Source organism: Sinorhizobium sp. B11, assembly GCA_039725955.1.
Taxonomy (GTDB): Bacteria; Pseudomonadota; Alphaproteobacteria; order Rhizobiales; family Rhizobiaceae; genus Rhizobium.
This window is the reverse complement of record CP091033.1, coordinates 341406-359178: the sequence shown is the minus strand read 5'-3', so window position 1 is coordinate 359178 and position 17773 is coordinate 341406. Positions and strand designations below refer to the sequence as shown.

The window sequence follows — 17773 nt, the reverse complement described above, 5'->3', positions numbered from 1 at the left end:
ATTTGCCGTCTTTCCGGGCTCGCTTGGTCCGAGCACACATCTATTGGAAAAATACCGTGAGCAGCGATGCGTCCATACGCGCGACGAAGCCTTCGGCTTCGATGGCGCTTGCAACCGCGGCAGGGTGGGGCAAGGGCCTCTACACACTGTTCCGCATCACCGTCATGGCCTTCCGCCATCCTTGGCAAGCAGGTCTTGCCATCGGCGCGACCCTGATCGCCTCAACCTTCCAGCTTCTGATTCCCCGGTTGCTCGGCCAGGCGGTCGACCATACGCAAGTGGCGCTTCACGGCGGCACGCTTGGACAGCAGGCACAGGATGCGCTTTTGACGACGGCGCTGTTGCTGCTCGGCGCCAGTGTGCTCCGCGGCATCTTCACGATGATCCAGAACTATTACAGCGAGGCGGTCGGCCACCATATGGGCTATGAGCTGCGCCTTGCCTGCTACGAAAAGATCCAACGTCTCTCTTTTTCCTTCCACGACACCGTGCATTCGGGCGACCTCATCACTGTCGGCCTGCTCGATCTGGAAGGCGTGCGTATGTATTTCTCGACGGCGCTTGTGCGCGTCTTCCTTCTCTCCATGCTGATCGGCATCGGTGCCTATATGCTCCTGTCGACCGACGTCGTGCTTGGGCTGTTGGCGCTCTCTTTCGTGCCTTTTGTCGGCTGGCGCTCCTCAATCACCCAGCTTCGCCTGCGTGCCACCTGGCTCGACCTGCAGCAGCGGCTGTCGGTGCTGACGCGTATCATGGAAGAGAATCTCGGCGGCATTCGTGTCGTTCGCGCCTTCGCAGCACAGGATCACGAGCTTTCGAAATTTGAAGCAGCCTCGAAGAATGCGCTGGAACTTGCCCACCAGCGCGTAGGTATCCGCGTCATCAATACCAGCGCCATGACCTTTTCCTTTTTTGTGGCGATGGGCCTGGTGCTGTGGATCGGTGGCGGCAAGGTGCATTCCGGCGAGATCACCGTTGGTACGCTGGCCTCGTTTCTGACTTTCATGACCATCTTGCAGATGCCGGTGCGCCAGCTCGGCCTGATGGTCAACGCCTTCGCCCGCGCCTCGACTTGCGGCACGCGCCTCTTCGAACTGCTGGACCTCGAAATTGCCGTGCGCGATGCGCCGGATGCCAAGGAATTGGCGGTCACGGACGGCACGCTGCGCTTCGAGAATGTCAGCTTCGCCTATCCGGCCTCGCCGATGCATGAAGTGCTCCATGACGTCAGCTTCGAAGCAAGGCGTGGCGAGACCATCGGCATTGTTGGCCCGCCGGGTAGCGGCAAGTCGACGCTCGCCCATCTGATCCCGCGCTTTTATGATGCGACTGCCGGCAAGATCACCATCGATGGGCAGGATATCCGCAAGGCGAAGCTGCAGTCGCTGCGCCGCTCCGTCGCCGTCGTACAGCAGGATTCCTTCCTCTTCACCACGACGATCGAAAACAACATCGCCTATGGCGACCCCTGGGCCAAGGAAGGCCGTATCGAGCGCGCCAGCGAAAGTGCACAGCTCCACAATTATGTACTCGGCCTGCCGACCGGCTACGGCACGGTCGTCGGCGAACGCGGCGTCTCGCTTTCGGGCGGCCAGCGCCAGAGGCTTTCGATCGCCCGTGCGCTGATGCTGAAGCCAGCCGTGATGGTCTTCGACGATTCGACCGCAGCAATCGATGCGGCAACGGAGCAGCGCATTCGCAGCGCCATGCGCCGCTACGCCGCCGATCGGGTGACGATCATCGTTGCCCATCGCCTGAGCTCGCTGATGCATGCCGACAAGATTTTCTTCATCGAGGACGGCCGCATCGTCGAGCAGGGCACGCATGACGAGCTCCTGGCGCTCGGCGGCCGATACAAGGCACTGTACGATCTGCAGGTGCGACCGGGCGACGACGCTTTGAGCGCGTAAGAAACCGGCGCAGGAGGAAACAAGATGGCCGAGGAACTGGAAACCGAGCGTCCGGACGTTCGCGAGGATGGCAGACGTCCGCCAAGGGCGGTCGTCGGTTCGCAGCGTGTCGAAGAGGAAATCTTCGGCAAGGTCTTCGATTCCAATATCGTCAAGCGAATCTGGGCGTTCGTGCATCCCTACCGGCGTGATGTCGTCCTGTCGGTGATTTCGGTGCTGGTCTTTACCGGCATGCAGCTTCTCATTCCACTGATCATCCGCTACGCGATCGACCATGGCATGCAGCCCGATGACGATGGCTCCGCACTGACCTTGGCGATCGGCGCGTTCCTGATCGCGATCCTCATCAACTACGGGGCCAGCTATTTTCAGGAAACGCTGGTCGGCGGCGTCGCGGAAAACGTGCTCTTCGATATCCGCAAGGCAATGTTCTCCCATCTCCAGCGCGTTTCCCTCTCCTTCATGGACAAGACCGAGGTCGGCCGGCTGATGTCGCGCCTGCAGGGCGACGTCAACTCGATGCAGGAATTCCTGGAAACCTGCGTGTTGTCCGTCGGCGATATCTTCCTGCTCTTCGGCATCGTCTTCGTGATGCTCTATCTCGACTTCAAGCTCGGCCTGCTGACGCTGTCCGTACTGCCGGTTCTCTTCGTCGTGCGCCTGTTCTGGCTGCCGCTCGCCCGCAAATCCTTCATGGCAGCGCATGAAACCAATTCGGTGGCGAACGGCGCTCTGGCCGAAGCGATCCATGGCGTGCGCGCCGTCCAGAGCATGGACCGGCAGGAGGTCAACTTCACGCTTTACGACGACAAGGCGCATGCCAACCTGCTGACGCATCTGACCGCAGCCCGCTACGCGCAGATCATGGTGCCGATCGTCGACACGCTGACCGGTATCGCCATGGCGCTCGTCATTGTCGTCGGTGGTGCGCGCGTGTTGAACCAGGCGCTCGACGTCGGCGTGCTTGTCGCCTTTCTCTTCTATATCCAGCGCTTCTTCGACCCGATTCGTTCTCTGACCTTGCAATATTCGGTCATGCAGCGCGCTATGGCGTCAGGCCAGCGGCTAACCGATGTGCTCGACGTGCCGGTCGACATCAAGGATGCTCCCGATGCCAAGGTACTTTCGCCCGACATGGACGGCTCCGTCGAATTCCGCGATGTCGTCTTCGGCTATAATCCGAAGCATCCGGTGCTCAAGCACGTGAGTTTCAGGGTCAATCCCGGCGAGACGGTTGCCCTTGTCGGCCCGACCGGCTCGGGCAAGTCGAGCTGCATGTCGTTGATCCACCGTTTCTACGAGGTGCAGCAGGGACAGGTCGTTGTCGGCGGCCATGACGTGCGCGAACTGACACAGGATTCGCTTGGCCAGCAGATCGCCATGGTGCTGCAGGAACCCTTCCTCTTCACCGGCACAGTTTTCGAGAATATCCGCTATCACAAGACGGAAGCCACCCGCGAACAGGTAATCGAGGCCGCCAAGGCCGTCGGCGCGCACGACTTCGTCATGCGCCTGCCTCAGGGCTATGACAGCATGCTCGGCGAGCGCGGCGGCAATCTTTCGCTCGGCCAGCGCCAGCTTCTCTCCTTTGCCCGCGCACTGGTGGCGGACGCGAAGATCCTCGTGCTCGACGAGGCGACAGCCAATATCGACAGCTATACCGAAATGCTGATCCAGAAGGCACTGGTGAAGCTGCTCGAAAACCGTACCGGCCTCGTCATCGCCCATCGGCTGGCAACGATCCGCGAAGCCGATCGCATCATCGTGCTGCAGAATGGCGAGATCGTCGAGAGCGGCAATCACCAGCAGCTCATGAAGAACGGCAAGCTCTACTCGAAGCTCTATAACCTCAACTACGCCTCCTTCGACGATATTCCTGAGGACGTGCTGGAAGAAACAGTAACGGAATCGGCGACCTGATGCCGCCAGTTGCGATTGCGCGTTTGACCCGGCGGATTTCGCCCTGAGGATTTCAGTGCAAAACACAGAATTTGGGTTTCCGCGCGCCGTTTATTGGTCGGCTTGCCTCAAAAGGTGCAAGATTTGAACGAACAAACGCCGCCGTGGAGCATTTTATGTTCTATAGGGGCGATTTGCGACTAAGGAGAATGTTATGAAGAGAATTGTTAGCAGTCTGTTGATTGCGACGGCCCTTGTGGGCTCGGCTATTCAGCCTGCTGCCGCCCGCGACCATCATCACCACGACAATACCGGCCGCGCCATCGCCGGCGGCCTGGCAGCGGGTGTCGTCGGCGGCCTGATCGGCGGCGCCATCGTCAACAGCGGCCCCCGCTATGTCGACGGTCCCCGTTATTATGATGCGGGCCCGCCGCCTCCGCGCTGCTGGTACGAAGATCGTGACGTCCGCAACCGCTATGATGGCGGCTATCACACCGAAACCGTGCGGGTCTGCGACTAACGGCTTCAAGAATCGCCTGATGCCCAAAGCGGCGTTGGCCTGATCTACGGTTATCGCCGCTGCCTCTCGCCCCTTCGGCCGGGATTGCACTGCAATCCCGGCCATGCTTTTCCAGTAATTGACAAAAGCTGCCGGCGACACGCCAGTTGCCACCCATTCCCGCCAATTGGAACACCCTCATCTGTCATTCGCCTGCAAAGAACCGCCGTTAGTTGTCGGCCTGGTCAATTGCATGGCTGTGCGACATGGTTGTACCTATGCAACGGCATGGAAATGAACGCAGGCGGGTCGCCCAACACCCGTTTTCAATGCTGACTGCTGATTTCCAGAAGGTGGAATTTGTCGTGCGTGAGACATTGAGGGAAAGCCGGTGACTGATAGTCCGGTGAACGACGGCAAGGCGCCAAAGAAGGAGCGCATGCGCTTCGTCAGCGCCGAACAGGTGGCGCAGCTTGCCGGCGTTTCCCGCTCGGCCGTTTCGCGCACCTTCACACCGGGAGCAAGCGTTGCGCCCGCGACGCGGGAGAAGGTGCTGCGTGCGGCTGAGGAACTCGGCTACCACGTCAACGATCTTGCGCGCGGCGTGCTTGCCAATCAGAGCCGCCTCGTCGGCATTGTCGCCACGAAACCGGAGATCGGGTTCCGCGCCCATCTCGCCGCCGCCCTTGCCAAATTCCTGATCCAGCGCGGCAGCATTCCGATCCTCATCAACACTGGCCAGACCGAGGACGAGCTGCTGGCCGCCCAGAAGATGTTGATCGGCCATCGCGCCGAGGCAATCATCATCCTGTCGGGCTCGCCGCCGGCGAGCTTCCTCGAGCTTGCGCAGCGCAACGGGCAGCCACTCGTGGTTATCGGTCGTTCCGAGCCGGACGCAGACCATGTGCGCGCCGGCAATTCGGAGGCCTCCCGCAAGGCGGCGACCATGTTCTTCGAGGCCGGACGGCGCCGGCTGGCGGTCGCCGGTTCCAACACCGGTACACCCAGCATCATCGAGCGCGAAAGCGCCTTTCTGTCGACGGCAGAGGGGCTCGGCGCCGAGGTCTTCATCGGCCGCGGCGCGGATTCGGACTATGAGAGCGGCACTACTGCGGGCCGCGCGCTGTTTTCAAAAGAAGTACGCCCCGACGCTGTCTATTGCGCCAACGACCAGATCGCCTTCGGGCTGATGGACCATGTGCGGCAGGAAATGAAGCTGCGGATTCCTGAAGATGTTGCCATCATCGGTTTCGACGACGTTCCCGAGGCGTCCTGGCTCAGCTATCAGCTGACGACCTTCCGGCAGGACCCGCTCGTCATGGCGATGCGCGCCGTCGAACTGATGGAACGGCGCTTGGCAAATCCGGACTTGTCACCGGGCTATGAACGGGTCATTCCAGAGCTCATCATCCGCCAGAGCTTCAGACCCTGATTCCCTTTGAAAGTATCTCATGCTTTGCGAATTTCCTGATGACGCCCGCTTTGTCCTTGCCAGGGATGTAATCCTCGATGCGGCGGGAAAAGCGCTCTCCTACTTTTCCGATCTCTCCTCGCTGGAAACCGGCCACAAGTTGAACGGCCAGGATGTTGGGAGCCAGGCCGACAAGGCCGTGGAGGCGATGATTCGTGACCGCATCACCGCCACCTTTCCCGATGACGGCGTGCTCGGGGAAGAAGAAGGTTTGGCGGAAGGCCCCTCGGGCTATCTCTGGGTTGTCGATCCCATCGATGGCACGAGCTGTTTCGTGCACGGTATCGACCAGTGGTGCATCTCGATCGCCGTTATGAAGGACGATGAGACCGTGCTTGGCCTCATCTGCCAGCCGACATCGGGCGATCTCTTCGTGGCGAGGAAAGGAGAAGGTGCCTTTCTGAACGGCAAGGCGATTAACGTCGATAAGACCACCAGCATTGGTACCGGGCTTCTTGGTGTCGGCGCCAATTTCCGCGTTCCGCTGAAGCAGGTGTCGATCTTCATCCACCTGCTGCTGGAGGCGGGCGGCATGTTTATCCGCAATGGCTCCGGTGCGCTCATGCTGGCACAGGTCGCCTGCGGCAGGCTGGCCGGCTATTATGAACCCCATATCAACGCCTGGGACTGCATGGCAGGGCTCTTGATGATCCGTGAAGCCGGAGGCTGGACCGAAGCCTTCCCCGGAAAGGGCACGCTTTTGACAGGCGGCCCGGTCATCGCCGCAGCGCCCGGCGTGAGGGACGAGCTCCTGACGCTCGTCGGCCGCTCGCTGCAGGATGAACCGGCCTGAAATCCGCTAGGTTCGCGCGGCCTCACCGGTCCCGGATGAGCTGAATGCGATCTTTTCCGTGAGATCGATGAAATTATGGATGAGAGCAAGCCGCGCATCGGCCCGATGGGCGACATACAGCGGCAGGGGTGGGAGTTCGCCGGGCAATAGCGGCCGATAGACCACAGATTCCTGATGAAGCACCCGCATGGACGCCGGCACCACCGTAAGGCCACGGCCACCGGCCACCAGATTGATGGCGGCGATGATTCGAGAAACCTCATCGACGATCCGTGGTGTAACGCCGGCGCTACGGAAAGTTTCGGTAAGTCGTTCGAATATCCCAGGCCCGTCCGTGCGCCGATAAACGACCATATCGACACCATGGAGCATATCGAGCGTCATGGGTTTATCTTCCGCCTTCGCATAGGGGTGGCTGCGCGGGACTGCGACCAGCATATCCTCTTCGGACAGAGCCCGTGCGGTCAGCTCCGGAAAGCGCTTCGCATCGATGTGCAGCAGCGCAACATCGATGCGCTGCTGCTGAAGGGCCAGAATCAACTCATAGGTCTCGCTCTCTTCGACAACAATCTCGGCAAGTGGAAAGGCCCGGCGAAACTGCTGGAGGAACTGCGGCGCCAGCACATGCAAAGAAGCCGAACTCGTAAAGCCGACAGAAAGCCTGCCGCTTTCGCCCTTGCTGAAACGCCGCACATTGTCGACCGCCAATTGCGCCCGTCTCAGGATATCGCGTGCCTCTTCGAGGAAGAGCTCGCCAGAACTGTTCAGTGCGACCCTGCGCGGAGACCTGTCGAACAACTGGACGCCCAGCTCATATTCCAGATCGCGGATCTGCTGTCCCAATGGTGGCTGCTGGATATGCAGGCGCTCGGCAGCGCGATTGAAACTGCCCTCCTCGGCAACCGCCACGAAATATCTGAGATGCCGGAGTTCCATCGGATCACCTAGAACTTTTTGAGTTTAAGTGTTGAACAATATAAATATTTTACATGCAGAAGTCACGCTTCTAAGCTTCTCCCAACTTGAGCACTTCAGGAGGAGACGACATGGCCAAGAGCAAACCGAAGATCGCGATCATTGGCGCCGGCATGGGCGGGCTTGCCGCTGCGGCGACGCTGCGTAAAGTCGGCATCGACGTCCAGGTTTACGAGCAGGCACCGAAATTTGCGCGCGTCGGCGCCGGCATCCAGATGCTGCCCAATTCGTCGCATGTGCTACGCGGCATCGGCGTACTCGACCGGCTCAAGAAGACTGCCTTCGAACCCTATTCCCATCTCAACCGCGTCTGGGACACCGGCGAGATCAAGCGCGAGCTGCCGATGCCGGAAAGCCTCTATGGCGCACCGTTTCTCTGCATGCATCGCGCCGATCTGCACGAGGCACTCTACTCCGTGCTTCCGCCCGAGATCGTCCATCTCGGCAAGAAGCTCGTCGGTCTTGATCAGAAGAACGACGGCGTCAGCCTGTCCTTCGCCGACGGCACCAAGGTCGAAGCAGACGCGGTCATTGCCGCTGATGGCGTTCACTCGCTGGTGCGCGAAATCATCGTCGGTCCCGACGCACCGCTGCACAAGGGGCGTATTGCCTACCGCGCAGTCTTCGATGCCAGCCTGATGAACGGTGGCACGATCGCGCCTTCGCGAACGAAATGGTGGGGCCTCGACCGGCACATCGTCATTTATTACACGGCCGCAGACCGCAGCTCGCTCTATTTCGTCACAAGCGTTCCCGAATCCGCCGACTGGATGACGGCTGAATCCTGGTCAGCGAAGGGCGACGTCAAGGAATTGAGAGCCGCCTATGAAGGCTTCCATCCGGAAGTGCAGATGGTTCTCAACGCCTGCCCGGATTGCCACAAATGGGCAATTCTCGAACGCGAGCCGCTGCCGCGCTGGAGCGATGGCCGCGTTGTACTTCTCGGTGACGCCTGCCATCCGATGACGCCCTACATGGCCCAGGGTGCGGCAACCTCGATCGAGGACGCCGCCGTGCTGGCGCGCTGCCTTGAGGCCGTCGACAATGACGATATCGAAGGCGCCTTCCGCCGCTACGAGGCGAACCGCAAGCCGCGTACGTCTCGCATTCAGGCCATCTCCAGCGCCAACACATGGATGTCGGGCGGTAACGACGATACGACGTGGCTCTACGGCTATGACGCCTGGAACGTGCCGCTTGTCGGTGAAAACGAGCTGGCCATGGCCGGCTGATCGGAACACAGATGTTGCAGCAAGAAACCCGTGAGATGGACGGTCACTACGAGTTCGTGACCGTCTCGGATGAGGCGACCATCGCCTTCCGGCATTATGGCACGCCCGGAAAGCCGCGCCTGCTGTTGATCCATTCGCTTGCCCTTGACGGCAGTATCTGGACGGACGTCATCTCAGGCCTGCAGGGTCAGGCGGAGATCATCTGCATCGACTGCCGGGGGCATGGCTGGAGCAGCCGTGCGCCCCTTTCCCACGCCATCGAACGCTACGCCGATGACGTCGCCGAGGTTCTGGACAAGGCCGGCTGGGATAAGGTGGCCGTTGCCGGCTGTTCGATGGGAGGCTGCATCACGCAGGCTTTTGCCGCGCGCCACCCTGAACGCGTTTCGGCAATGGTCCTTATCGACACTACCGCCTGGTACGGGGAAAAGGCACCTGAAGAATGGCGGGCACGGGCTCAGAAAGCGCGGGCCGAAGGCCTCGCCTCGATGGCCGCCTTCCAGGCGACCCGCTGGTTTGGCGACCGTTTCAGGGCGGATAATCCACGCAAGATCCAGGAGATGATGGAGATCTTTGTCCGCAACGATCTCGATGCCTATGAGGCGACCTGCATCATGCTCGGCGATGCCGATCTTCGCAGTGCGCTTTCCAGCTTTCACTTCCCTGTTTCGGTCATTGTCGGGGAAGAAGACTATGCGACCCCGATCGAGAGCGCACGCCAGCTTGCGGACGCAATCCCTGGGGCTTCCCTGACGATCCTGCCAGGCGCCCGGCATCTGACGCCAATCGAATGTAGCGACGTCATCGCAAAGGCGATCGGCAAGATGATTGAAGCTGTCGTCCAATAGAGTGAAACTGGCGGCAGGGGGGATGCCGCCGGCCTGTTAAAACGTGCCGATCTGGGAGGATGATATGCACGACAACAATAGCATACTGGTTGCCGGGTCGGCTGCAGGCGATGTTTCGCACGACGGCCCGCAACAGACACGACTGGCAGGCCGCGCCGCGTTTCTGACGGCCCGTTTCGAAGCGATCCCTTTTACGCCCTGGCATCGCCGGGCGCGTATCATCATGGGGAGCGCTACGTTCCTCGACGCCTTCGATGCGCTTTCGCTGGCCTTCGTTCTACCGATCCTGATCAAGCTCTGGGCCCTGACGCCGGCTCAGATCGGCTGGATGATCGCGGCAAGCTATATCGGCCAGCTCGTCGGCGCCCTTATCTTCAGCCGTCTTGCGGAAACGCTCGGCCGCGTCCACATGGCCGCCTCCGCCACCGCACTGATGTCGGTCATGAGTGTCGCCTGCATTATGGCCGGCAATTTCCATATGCTGTTCATCTGCCGCCTGATCCAGGGCATTGGTGTCGGCGGCGAAATGCCCGTTGCCGCCACCTATATCAGCGAGCTCCTGCGCGCCAAGGGTCGCGGTCGCAACTTCATGCTCTACGAGCTGATCTTTCCGATAGGCCTGATGGTAACGGGCCAGGTCGGCACAGTGATCGTGCCGATCTTCGGCTGGAAATCATTGTTCCTGCTCGGCGGGATTCCCGGTCTGCTGATTGCCTATCTGCTTTATCGGCTGCCGGAATCACCGCGCTGGCTGATCGGCCAGGGCCGCCTCGATGAAGCCGAAAAAGTGATCCGCCAGGCCGAGGAAAGCGCTCGGCGCAAGGATCCCGGCTATTCCTTCGACGACCGCGCCTATAACGAAGCAACGCTGGCGCTCGGAGGGCAAAGTCAGACGGCGGCACCTCAACCACGCAGCCGCTGGCGGGAACTATTGTCACCGACGTTCCGCATGCGCACCGTCGTCGCCTGGATCCTCTGGGCGAGCTCGTTCTTCGTGGCCAACAGCCTGAACAACTGGATGCCGACGCTCTATCACACCGTCTATTCGCTGGAACTCGGCAGCGCGCTGAGGGCAGCCTCGATGACCAATGTCGCGCAGGTCGTGATCCTGCTTGTCTGCGCCTTCTGCATCGACCGTGTCGGGCGGCGCACCTGGGCCGTCGTCTCCTTCCTGATCGGCGCTGTACTCTTGGCCGCACTCGCCGGCGGTGGTGCAAACAGCCTTTGGTCGCTCATTCTGCTGGCGACACTTGCCTATGGCGTCGTCGGCTCCGTCAACGCCGTGCTTTATCTCTATACGCCGGAAATCTACCCGACGCGCATGCGTGCGGTCGGAACGGGCCTTGCCACATCATGGCTTCGCATCGCCTCGGCCGTCGGCCCGACGACGGTCGGCTACATGGTCGGCGCACAGGGCATCAGGTCGGTCTTCATCATGTTCGGGATCGTCGCTGTGATCGGCGCGCTTGCCGCAACGCAGATGATCGAGACCGGTGGACGCAAGCTCGAGGACATTTCCTCCTAGCACTTGGCCGCCCGGCAGCGTTGGCGGAACGAAGCCCCGGTATCTGTGATGCCGGGGTTTCGACATTTGCAAAGTCTCAGACGCCGCGTGGCACGGCATCATGTTCCTTGCGCGCGATGATCATGGCGACAGCAAAGACGAGCAGCGCACCGGCGGCAAGGCAGATCGCCAGGAAGAACATCGGTGCAATCGTGCTGCCGGTTTCGTCCTTGATCCAGGGCACGACGTTCTGAGCGACAAAGCCGCCGAGATTGCCGACAGAATTGATGGCTGCGAGGCCGGCCGCAGCACCCGCCCCCTTGAGGAAGCGGGACGGCAGGCTCCAGAAGACCGGCTGTGGCGCGAAGATGCCCGCCGCGGCAACGCAGAGGAAAATGAACTGCAGCGTATTGTTCGGAACGAGCGCCGAGAGCAGCAGGCAGGCCGCACCGATGAAGGCGGGAATGACGATGTAGGGCGTCTTGGTCTTCACCTTGTCCGCAGCAGCCGGCACCGCCCAGAGGGCGATGGCCACCAGGATCCAGGGAATGATGTTGAGGAAGCCGTTCACGGTGTTGCTGACGCCGAAGGCTTTCACGATGGTCGGCAGCCAGTAGCTGAGGCCATAGGCGGCGAGCGGAAAGGCGATGTAGCAAAGCGCCATCAGCAGGACGCGGGGGTCGACGAGCGCCTTGAAGCCGTTCTCGGCATTGTGATCCATGCCGGAATTTTCGGACGCCAGGCGATCTGCCAACCAGCTCTTCTCCTCCTTGCTGAGGAAATTCGCATTTTCCGGTCGGTCATAGAGATAGAAGAACGTGATGACACCGGCAATGACGGCCGGAATGCCTGTCGCCAGAAAGACCCATTGCCAGCCGGCATGGCCGAGGAAACCATCGAGATCGAGCAGCATGCCTCCAACTGGCGCGCCGATGGCGTTGGCGAGCGCACTGAAAATCATGAAGAGGCCAACCATGCGGCCGCGATAATCCGAGGGGAACCAGAGCGTCAGAAGGTAAAGGACGCCCGGAAAGAAGCCCGCCTCGCAGACGCCGAGCAGGAAGCGCAGGATATAGAACATCGTCGCGTTCTGCGTATAGGAGAGCAGTATGGTGACGATGCCCCAGGAGACTAGGATGCGCGCGAACCAGACGCGCGCACCGAACCTGTCGAGGAACAGGTTGCTCGGCACTTCAAAGAGGAAATATCCGATGAAAAAGAGCGAAGCTCCGAGGCCATAGGCATATTCGCTCATACCGAGCGCATCGACCATTTCGAGCTTGGCGAAACTGACATTCTGACGATCGATATAGGCAATGAGATAAAGGATTCCGAGGAATGGCATGAGCCGCCAGGTGATCTTCGAGATCAACTGCTGTTCGTTGACCATTGCAAATTCTCCAAATGATTGTTGCTTTTCTCTTCAATAGATAGCCGCATCGGGACCATTATCAATCACACCGAACGGTTGGGGACGGCTCTTCCATTGACAAGCGATATGTCGATTGTCATCGCTAACGAAGCGGAAGCTTACCCGCTCCTGCCGTATCTCCAGAGAGATCATCATGACCCAGTTCTCCCCCCGCGAATTCCTGACCAGCCTGTTTTCCGCAGCCGTGCGCGCTGCCGATCCGCTGACCGGCATCACTGCGCATCTGCCAAAAAAACCAAAGGGCAAGACGGTCGTGATAGGCGCAGGCAAGGGTGCCGCGCAGATGGCGCGCGCATTGGAAAGCGTGTGGGATGGGCGGCTCGAAGGCGTGGTCGTCACCCGCTACGGCTATGGCTGCCAAACGGACAATATCGAGATCATCGAAGCCGCCCATCCCGTGCCCGATGCTGCCGGCCTTGCCGCTTCCAGACGGTTGATCGAAACCGTCGCCGGATTGAGCGAGGATGACCTTGTCATCGCACTGATCTGTGGCGGCGGCTCGGCGCTGCTGCCTTCTCCTCCCGAAGGGCTGACGCTGCAGGACGAGATTCTGCTCAATGAGCTGCTTCTGGCTTCCGGCGCGCCGATCTCGGCCATGAACGTCGTGCGCAAGCATCTCTCGACGATCAAGGGCGGACGGCTGGCGGCTGCGACCAGGGCCCGCGTCGTCAGCCTGATCGTCTCGGACATTCCCGGCGACAATCCCGCTCACGTGGCCTCCGGACCGACTGTTCCCGATGGCTCGACCCGGCATGATGCGCTTCAAATTATCCAGCAATACAGCCTCAAGCTGCCGCAGGCTGCCATGGATCATCTGAATTCTCCGAAGGCCGATGCGCCACGACCGGACGATGCGGTCTTTGCCGGTCACGAGCACCACATCATCGCTTCGGCCGGCGTGTCGCTCGAGGCAGCCGCCGAACTCGCCCGCTCGCAGGGCATCACACCGGCGATCCTGTCGGATTCCGTCGAGGGGGAATCGCGCGACGTGGCGCTGGTACATGCGGCAATCGCACGCGAGGTTGCCGGTCGCGACCGGCCTTTCACGAAACCCGTCGTCATCCTCTCCGGCGGCGAAACGACCGTGACGTTGCGCGCAAAGGGCGGCAAAGGCGGACGTAACGGCGAATTCGCGCTCGCTCTGGCTCTGGCCATCGATGGCTATAACGCCGTCCACGTGCTTGCCGCCGACACCGACGGTATCGATGGTTCGGAAAACAATGCCGGCGCCTTTGCCGACGGGGGGACCGTCAAGCGGCTACGCGCCGCCGGTCGCGACCCGCGCCATGTGCTCGACGCCAACGACAGCTATTCCGGCTTCAAGGCAATCGGCGACCTCTTCGAAACCGGTCCGACCGGCACCAATGTCAACGATTTCAGGGCAATCCTGATCGTCTGAGCGCTCCTTCATGAAGGAGTTTCTCGACGTCCTTGTTATCGATGCGTTCTCGGATAGGGATTTCGCACCGGCGGTGTCCAACCGGCGAGTGCTACGGGATCAGGCTTCCACATTTCGACCTTCAACGGATAGCAGGCGGCCACATCGCTCGAATGGCTTGCGCCGCAATCGCCGCCCGGGCATGCCGACAGGGCACCAAGAAGATCGATTTCGGCAAAGAACTCGATGAAATCTCCCGGCCGTACCGGACTTGCCTTCATGAAATACTGGTGCGTATCCTTGGTGAAGCCGGTGCACATGAAGACGTTGAGGACGTCATGCACGTGCATTTCCGCTTGCTCGAGCGGCATGCCGCTCTCGGCCGCAAGCGCCCGCGTCAGGTTCGAATGGCAGCAGTAATGGTAATCGCTACCCTTCAGCAATCGGTTGGTATAGGGATCGCAGCGCGTGCCGATGACGTCATGAACGCCAGCTCCGTCATCATCCCACCCGTACCAGCCAAGGCTGTCATAGGTGATCGTCGCCATGGGGCGCAGGTAGGGCAGCGTACTCCATAGACGATCGCCGACACCGACATGGGTCGCGCGCAATGCTCGTGTCTTGCCGCTGAAAAACCGTTCGGAGAGGTCTGCAGCGTTCCACAGATTGAGGTCACCAACCTGCGGGCCGTCGATACTGACGATGCGAAAGAAATGACCCTGCGGAACGTGAAAGCTGCCTGCCTCGCGCGGCGGCACGATTACCTCGCCGACCTTCGTCAGCGTTTGGCGGGCCGCCTCGAGCAGACCGAGATCGGCGGATGGCAGCGTTTCGACTGGGTAGACGACCACGGGCGGTGCTGACCGCCGCTCGGTTGCGTCGGAAGGAACTGGCACGATCGACTGTTTCGACATCCTGTTATTTTCGCTCCGCTGGCGGTCTCCGGGTGTTGCGCCCGGTAACACGCAATAATCGCCGAGCACTCTTAGCTGGGCCACGCCGTTGGGCAACTGAGCTGTCCCTTGCTCTCTGGACAAGTTTTGCTTAGTCATCCTGCCATGAGAAACTTTCCTCTCGCGTCACTGCGGGCATTCGAAGCAGCCGCGCGCCACGAAAGCTTCGTCAGGGCTGCTGCCGAATTGAATCTGAAACCCGCCGGCATAAGCCAGCATGTGAAGGCAATGGAGACTTGGCTCCGCATCCCCCTGTTTCTGCGTCATAGCCGTGGCGTGACGTTAACGGCCGCCGGCAGGGAATTCGGCTCGGCCGTCACGCATGCCTTAACGCATATCGAAGTCGCCGCCGGGCAGTTGAGGCTGGAAGCCAACAGCCGCCCGGTCAGCGTTGCATGCATTCCCTCCATGGCGGTGCGATGGCTCATTCCGCAACTGCCGAGGCTGAGAACTGCCTTCCCCGAAATCCGGATCAACATCGTCTACGCGCTGGATGCCAGGACGCCTGAAGCTGCAGGTGCCGATCTCCTCGTCTGCCACGGCGTGCGGCCAGGTCCCGGCGCCATCAAGCTCCTCGATGCCGAGACCAGGCCAACCTGTTCGGCGAAATTCCTTGCCCGGCATGGCCCGTTTCAAAAGCCAGCCGACCTGCTTGCCTGCGAAATCCTGCATGACGAGACGACCGATGCCTGGGCACGCTGGCTGTCAGGCGCCGGCATCCATTCCTCGCCGAAAGCCGGACCTATTTTTGCCGACTTCAACCTCATGATCGGCTCGTTGATCAGCGGCCAGGGCATCGGCCTTTGCCCGACCGCCCTGATCGCAGAAGAGATCGCGGCAGGTTCGCTCGTTTCCCTCTTCGAGCGGGCTACCGATATGGACAAGGCTTACTGGCTCATCGAGGCAAAGGGCCTCTCGCGCGAGGCAAAAACGCTTCGTGATTGGCTGCTTGCTGCAAAACAGGAGAACTGACGGACTGATCAGGCCTATGCCCGCTTCGGAACAGGCAGATCGAGAGGTGTCATGCGCCAGGTGTTGCGGCCATCGGCCTTGGCACGATAGAGCGCCCGGTCCGCCTCCTGCATGAGCGCTTCTCCATCCACTCCGTCAACCGCGGCAATGCCAATGCTGACACCGAGACGGATAGCAAGACCATTGATGGCAAAAGACTGTTCGAAGGCGTCGATACAGCGCTCGGCGAGATCAATCGCCTCACCTCTTTGCCCCCTCATCAGGATGGCGAATTCATCACCGCCGAGGCGGGCGACCAGATGGCCCTGCGCATGCATCTGCAGCCGGTTGGCGACATTTTTTAGCACTTCATCGCCGGCAGCATGGCCAAACGTATCATTGACGGGCTTGAACCCATCCAGATCCAGGCAGCAGATGATGACCCTCTCCCTGTCCTCCGATGTAAGGGCTTTTTGGAGCGCTTTGTAGAACTGCATCCTGTTCGGCAGGCCTGTGAGAATATCGTGATGTGCCAAACGGTTGGCCTCAGCCTCGGCAAGAATTCTGTCGCTGACGTCGGCCACGGTGAGCAGCAGCCGGCGCTCGGCCCCTTCGTGGAGCTGGCGAACATAGATCAGCACATGACGCTCCGATCCGTCCAGCGTCGCCTGCCGCCAGATCGTCCGTGCATCACGGTCACCATCGAGATGAAGGAGGATCTTCTCAAATGCCTGGAGTTCGCCGTCGACATGCATGTCACAGGCCCGCTTCGACAATAGCGCTGCTGGTTGGAAGCCATAGAAATCGACGGCCGTCTGGTTGGCCTGGAGGATGGCGAGGCTCTCGCCATCGCACAAAAGCATGGGCATGGGATTCGCATCGAACAATTGGCGAAGCCAGTCTTCTCGCTGCTTGAGGCCGGTAATATCGATGCGCATGCCAATGGCGCCACCGTCCGGCGTGCGCCGGTCGTCGTGGCGCAGCCAGCGGCCATCCTGCAACCGCTGTTCCTCCTGCGAAACCGGCTGACGGAATTTCTGCATGCGGGCGCTGAACCAGGCCTCCTTGTCGGCGACGAGCTCGCACATCCTGTCCCCTGCGAGACTGGTCCTCAATATATCCTCGAACGCAGCACCAGGCCTGAGGTGCTCGGCTATGTCAGCATAAAGCTCGGCATATTTCTGGTTCCAGAGAACATAGCGATCGTTGGCGTCGAACACACAGACCGCCTCCGGCAGCATCTCTATGACATAGCGCAGGCGCAGATTTGCCTCGCGCGCCGCATAACCTGCGGGACGCTCGTCATTGACAGGCTCGAGGAAAACGGCTGTGACCGTCTCTGCACCCGTGGACCAGTTTATGACCTGTAGCCGACATGATCGGCGATGACCGGCACGATCGTCAACGAAGGCGGTAGAGACGCCTGAGAGCAAGGGCCACTCGGGCATGAGCTCGGCAATATCGACTCCGGCAGGCTGACTTTCGAGATGGAGGAGATGTCCTGCTTCGTCATTGACAAAAACCACGCGGCCAGCGGTGTCGAACACGAGCACCGCCATTGGACACGCCTTCAGGAATGCAAGGATCTCGGCACCAAGCATCGTCAGCCCAACTGTTAAGTCGCTTCAGCAGATATTTCGGCGGTGACTTTAACAGCGGAACGTAAAGGAATGTAACCAAGTCTCACGGTGCGAGAATTTCAAAGCCGTCCCGAAGCAAGACAAGGTTTCTGGAAAGCTAAGAGGCGATCCGGTTGCAATGATCCCCGAGGAGGCGGCCTCGGCATTGCATGGGTTTCACTGTTCTGACCTCGATCTCATCACAACGGCGGGCCGCGTCTTCTCGCCCACGCAGAAATCGTCATGTCTTCAGCAAATAATGCGTGCGTCCGCGCCACCGGCACAATTGGTACGATTTTTCACGAACAG

At 60.5% G+C, this 17773-nt stretch carries 14 protein-coding genes; 10 read left to right on the top strand and 4 right to left on the bottom strand.

The annotated features are described in order from the left end of the window. Window positions 1-56: 56 nt before the first annotated feature. From LVY75_01630 to LVY75_01610, 5 genes are all read left to right on the top strand, one after another. The gene (locus tag LVY75_01630) at window positions 57-1910 is read left to right on the top strand and encodes an ABC transporter ATP-binding protein/permease (protein ID XAZ20693.1); all 1854 of its coding nucleotides are present in this window, start codon (window positions 57-59) and stop codon (window positions 1908-1910) included. A 24-nt stretch (window positions 1911-1934) separates the two neighbouring features. After that, a complete protein-coding gene (locus tag LVY75_01625; GenBank protein ID XAZ20692.1) occupies window positions 1935-3830 on the top strand; it encodes an ABC transporter ATP-binding protein/permease in 1896 nt (631 codons plus the stop codon). 193 nt (window positions 3831-4023) lie between these two features. Then, entirely contained in the window at window positions 4024-4329 is a 306-nt protein-coding gene (locus LVY75_01620; GenBank protein XAZ20691.1) for a hypothetical protein, read from the top strand. Between the two features lie 370 nt (window positions 4330-4699). After that, window positions 4700-5740, top strand: a complete 1041-nt coding sequence (locus LVY75_01615) for a LacI family DNA-binding transcriptional regulator (GenBank protein ID XAZ20690.1) — start codon at window positions 4700-4702, stop codon at window positions 5738-5740. Window positions 5741-5759: 19 nt separating this feature from the next. Then, window positions 5760-6572: an inositol monophosphatase gene (locus LVY75_01610; GenBank protein XAZ20689.1), complete on the top strand. Its 813-nt coding sequence runs from the start codon at window positions 5760-5762 to the stop codon at window positions 6570-6572. 6 nt (window positions 6573-6578) lie between these two features. Here the strand turns inward: LVY75_01610 and LVY75_01605 are convergent, their stop codons facing one another. After that, the gene (locus LVY75_01605; GenBank protein ID XAZ20688.1) at window positions 6579-7508 is read right to left on the bottom strand and encodes a LysR family transcriptional regulator; all 930 of its coding nucleotides are present in this window, start codon (window positions 7506-7508) and stop codon (window positions 6579-6581) included. A gap of 110 nt (window positions 7509-7618) precedes the next feature. On the opposite strand from LVY75_01605, the gene LVY75_01600 reads away from it, so the two are divergent. The 3 genes from LVY75_01600 (at window position 7619) to LVY75_01590 (ending at window position 11152) form a co-directional block, all read left to right on the top strand. After that, window positions 7619-8779: an FAD-dependent monooxygenase gene (locus LVY75_01600; GenBank protein XAZ20687.1), complete on the top strand. Its 1161-nt coding sequence runs from the start codon at window positions 7619-7621 to the stop codon at window positions 8777-8779. Between the two features lie 11 nt (window positions 8780-8790). Further along, entirely contained in the window at window positions 8791-9627 is an 837-nt protein-coding gene (locus tag LVY75_01595; protein ID XAZ20686.1) for an alpha/beta hydrolase, read from the top strand. Window positions 9628-9691: 64 nt separating this feature from the next. Next, window positions 9692-11152 carry an MFS transporter gene (locus LVY75_01590; GenBank protein ID XAZ20685.1) on the top strand — a complete coding sequence of 487 codons (1461 nt, stop codon included), beginning with the start codon at window positions 9692-9694 and terminating at the stop codon, window positions 11150-11152. Window positions 11153-11228: 76 nt separating this feature from the next. On the opposite strand, the gene LVY75_01585 is transcribed toward LVY75_01590, so the two are convergent. After that, window positions 11229-12521: an MFS transporter gene (locus LVY75_01585; GenBank protein XAZ20684.1), complete on the bottom strand. Its 1293-nt coding sequence runs from the start codon at window positions 12519-12521 to the stop codon at window positions 11229-11231. Between the two features lie 175 nt (window positions 12522-12696). Between LVY75_01585 and LVY75_01580 the strand changes: the two genes are divergently transcribed. Continuing rightward, window positions 12697-13962: a glycerate kinase gene (locus LVY75_01580; GenBank protein ID XAZ20683.1), complete on the top strand. Its 1266-nt coding sequence runs from the start codon at window positions 12697-12699 to the stop codon at window positions 13960-13962. Window positions 13963-13997: 35 nt separating this feature from the next. Here LVY75_01580 and LVY75_01575 read toward each other — a convergent pair whose 3' ends face one another. Next, the gene (locus LVY75_01575; GenBank protein XAZ20682.1) at window positions 13998-14855 is read right to left on the bottom strand and encodes a DUF1989 domain-containing protein; all 858 of its coding nucleotides are present in this window, start codon (window positions 14853-14855) and stop codon (window positions 13998-14000) included. Between the two features lie 144 nt (window positions 14856-14999). Between LVY75_01575 and LVY75_01570 the strand changes: the two genes are divergently transcribed. Further along, the gene (locus LVY75_01570; GenBank protein ID XAZ20681.1) at window positions 15000-15866 is read left to right on the top strand and encodes a LysR substrate-binding domain-containing protein; all 867 of its coding nucleotides are present in this window, start codon (window positions 15000-15002) and stop codon (window positions 15864-15866) included. 14 nt (window positions 15867-15880) lie between these two features. On the opposite strand, the gene LVY75_01565 is transcribed toward LVY75_01570, so the two are convergent. Then, entirely contained in the window at window positions 15881-17404 is a 1524-nt protein-coding gene (locus LVY75_01565; GenBank protein XAZ20680.1) for a diguanylate cyclase, read from the bottom strand. Window positions 17405-17773: the final 369 nt, after the last annotated feature.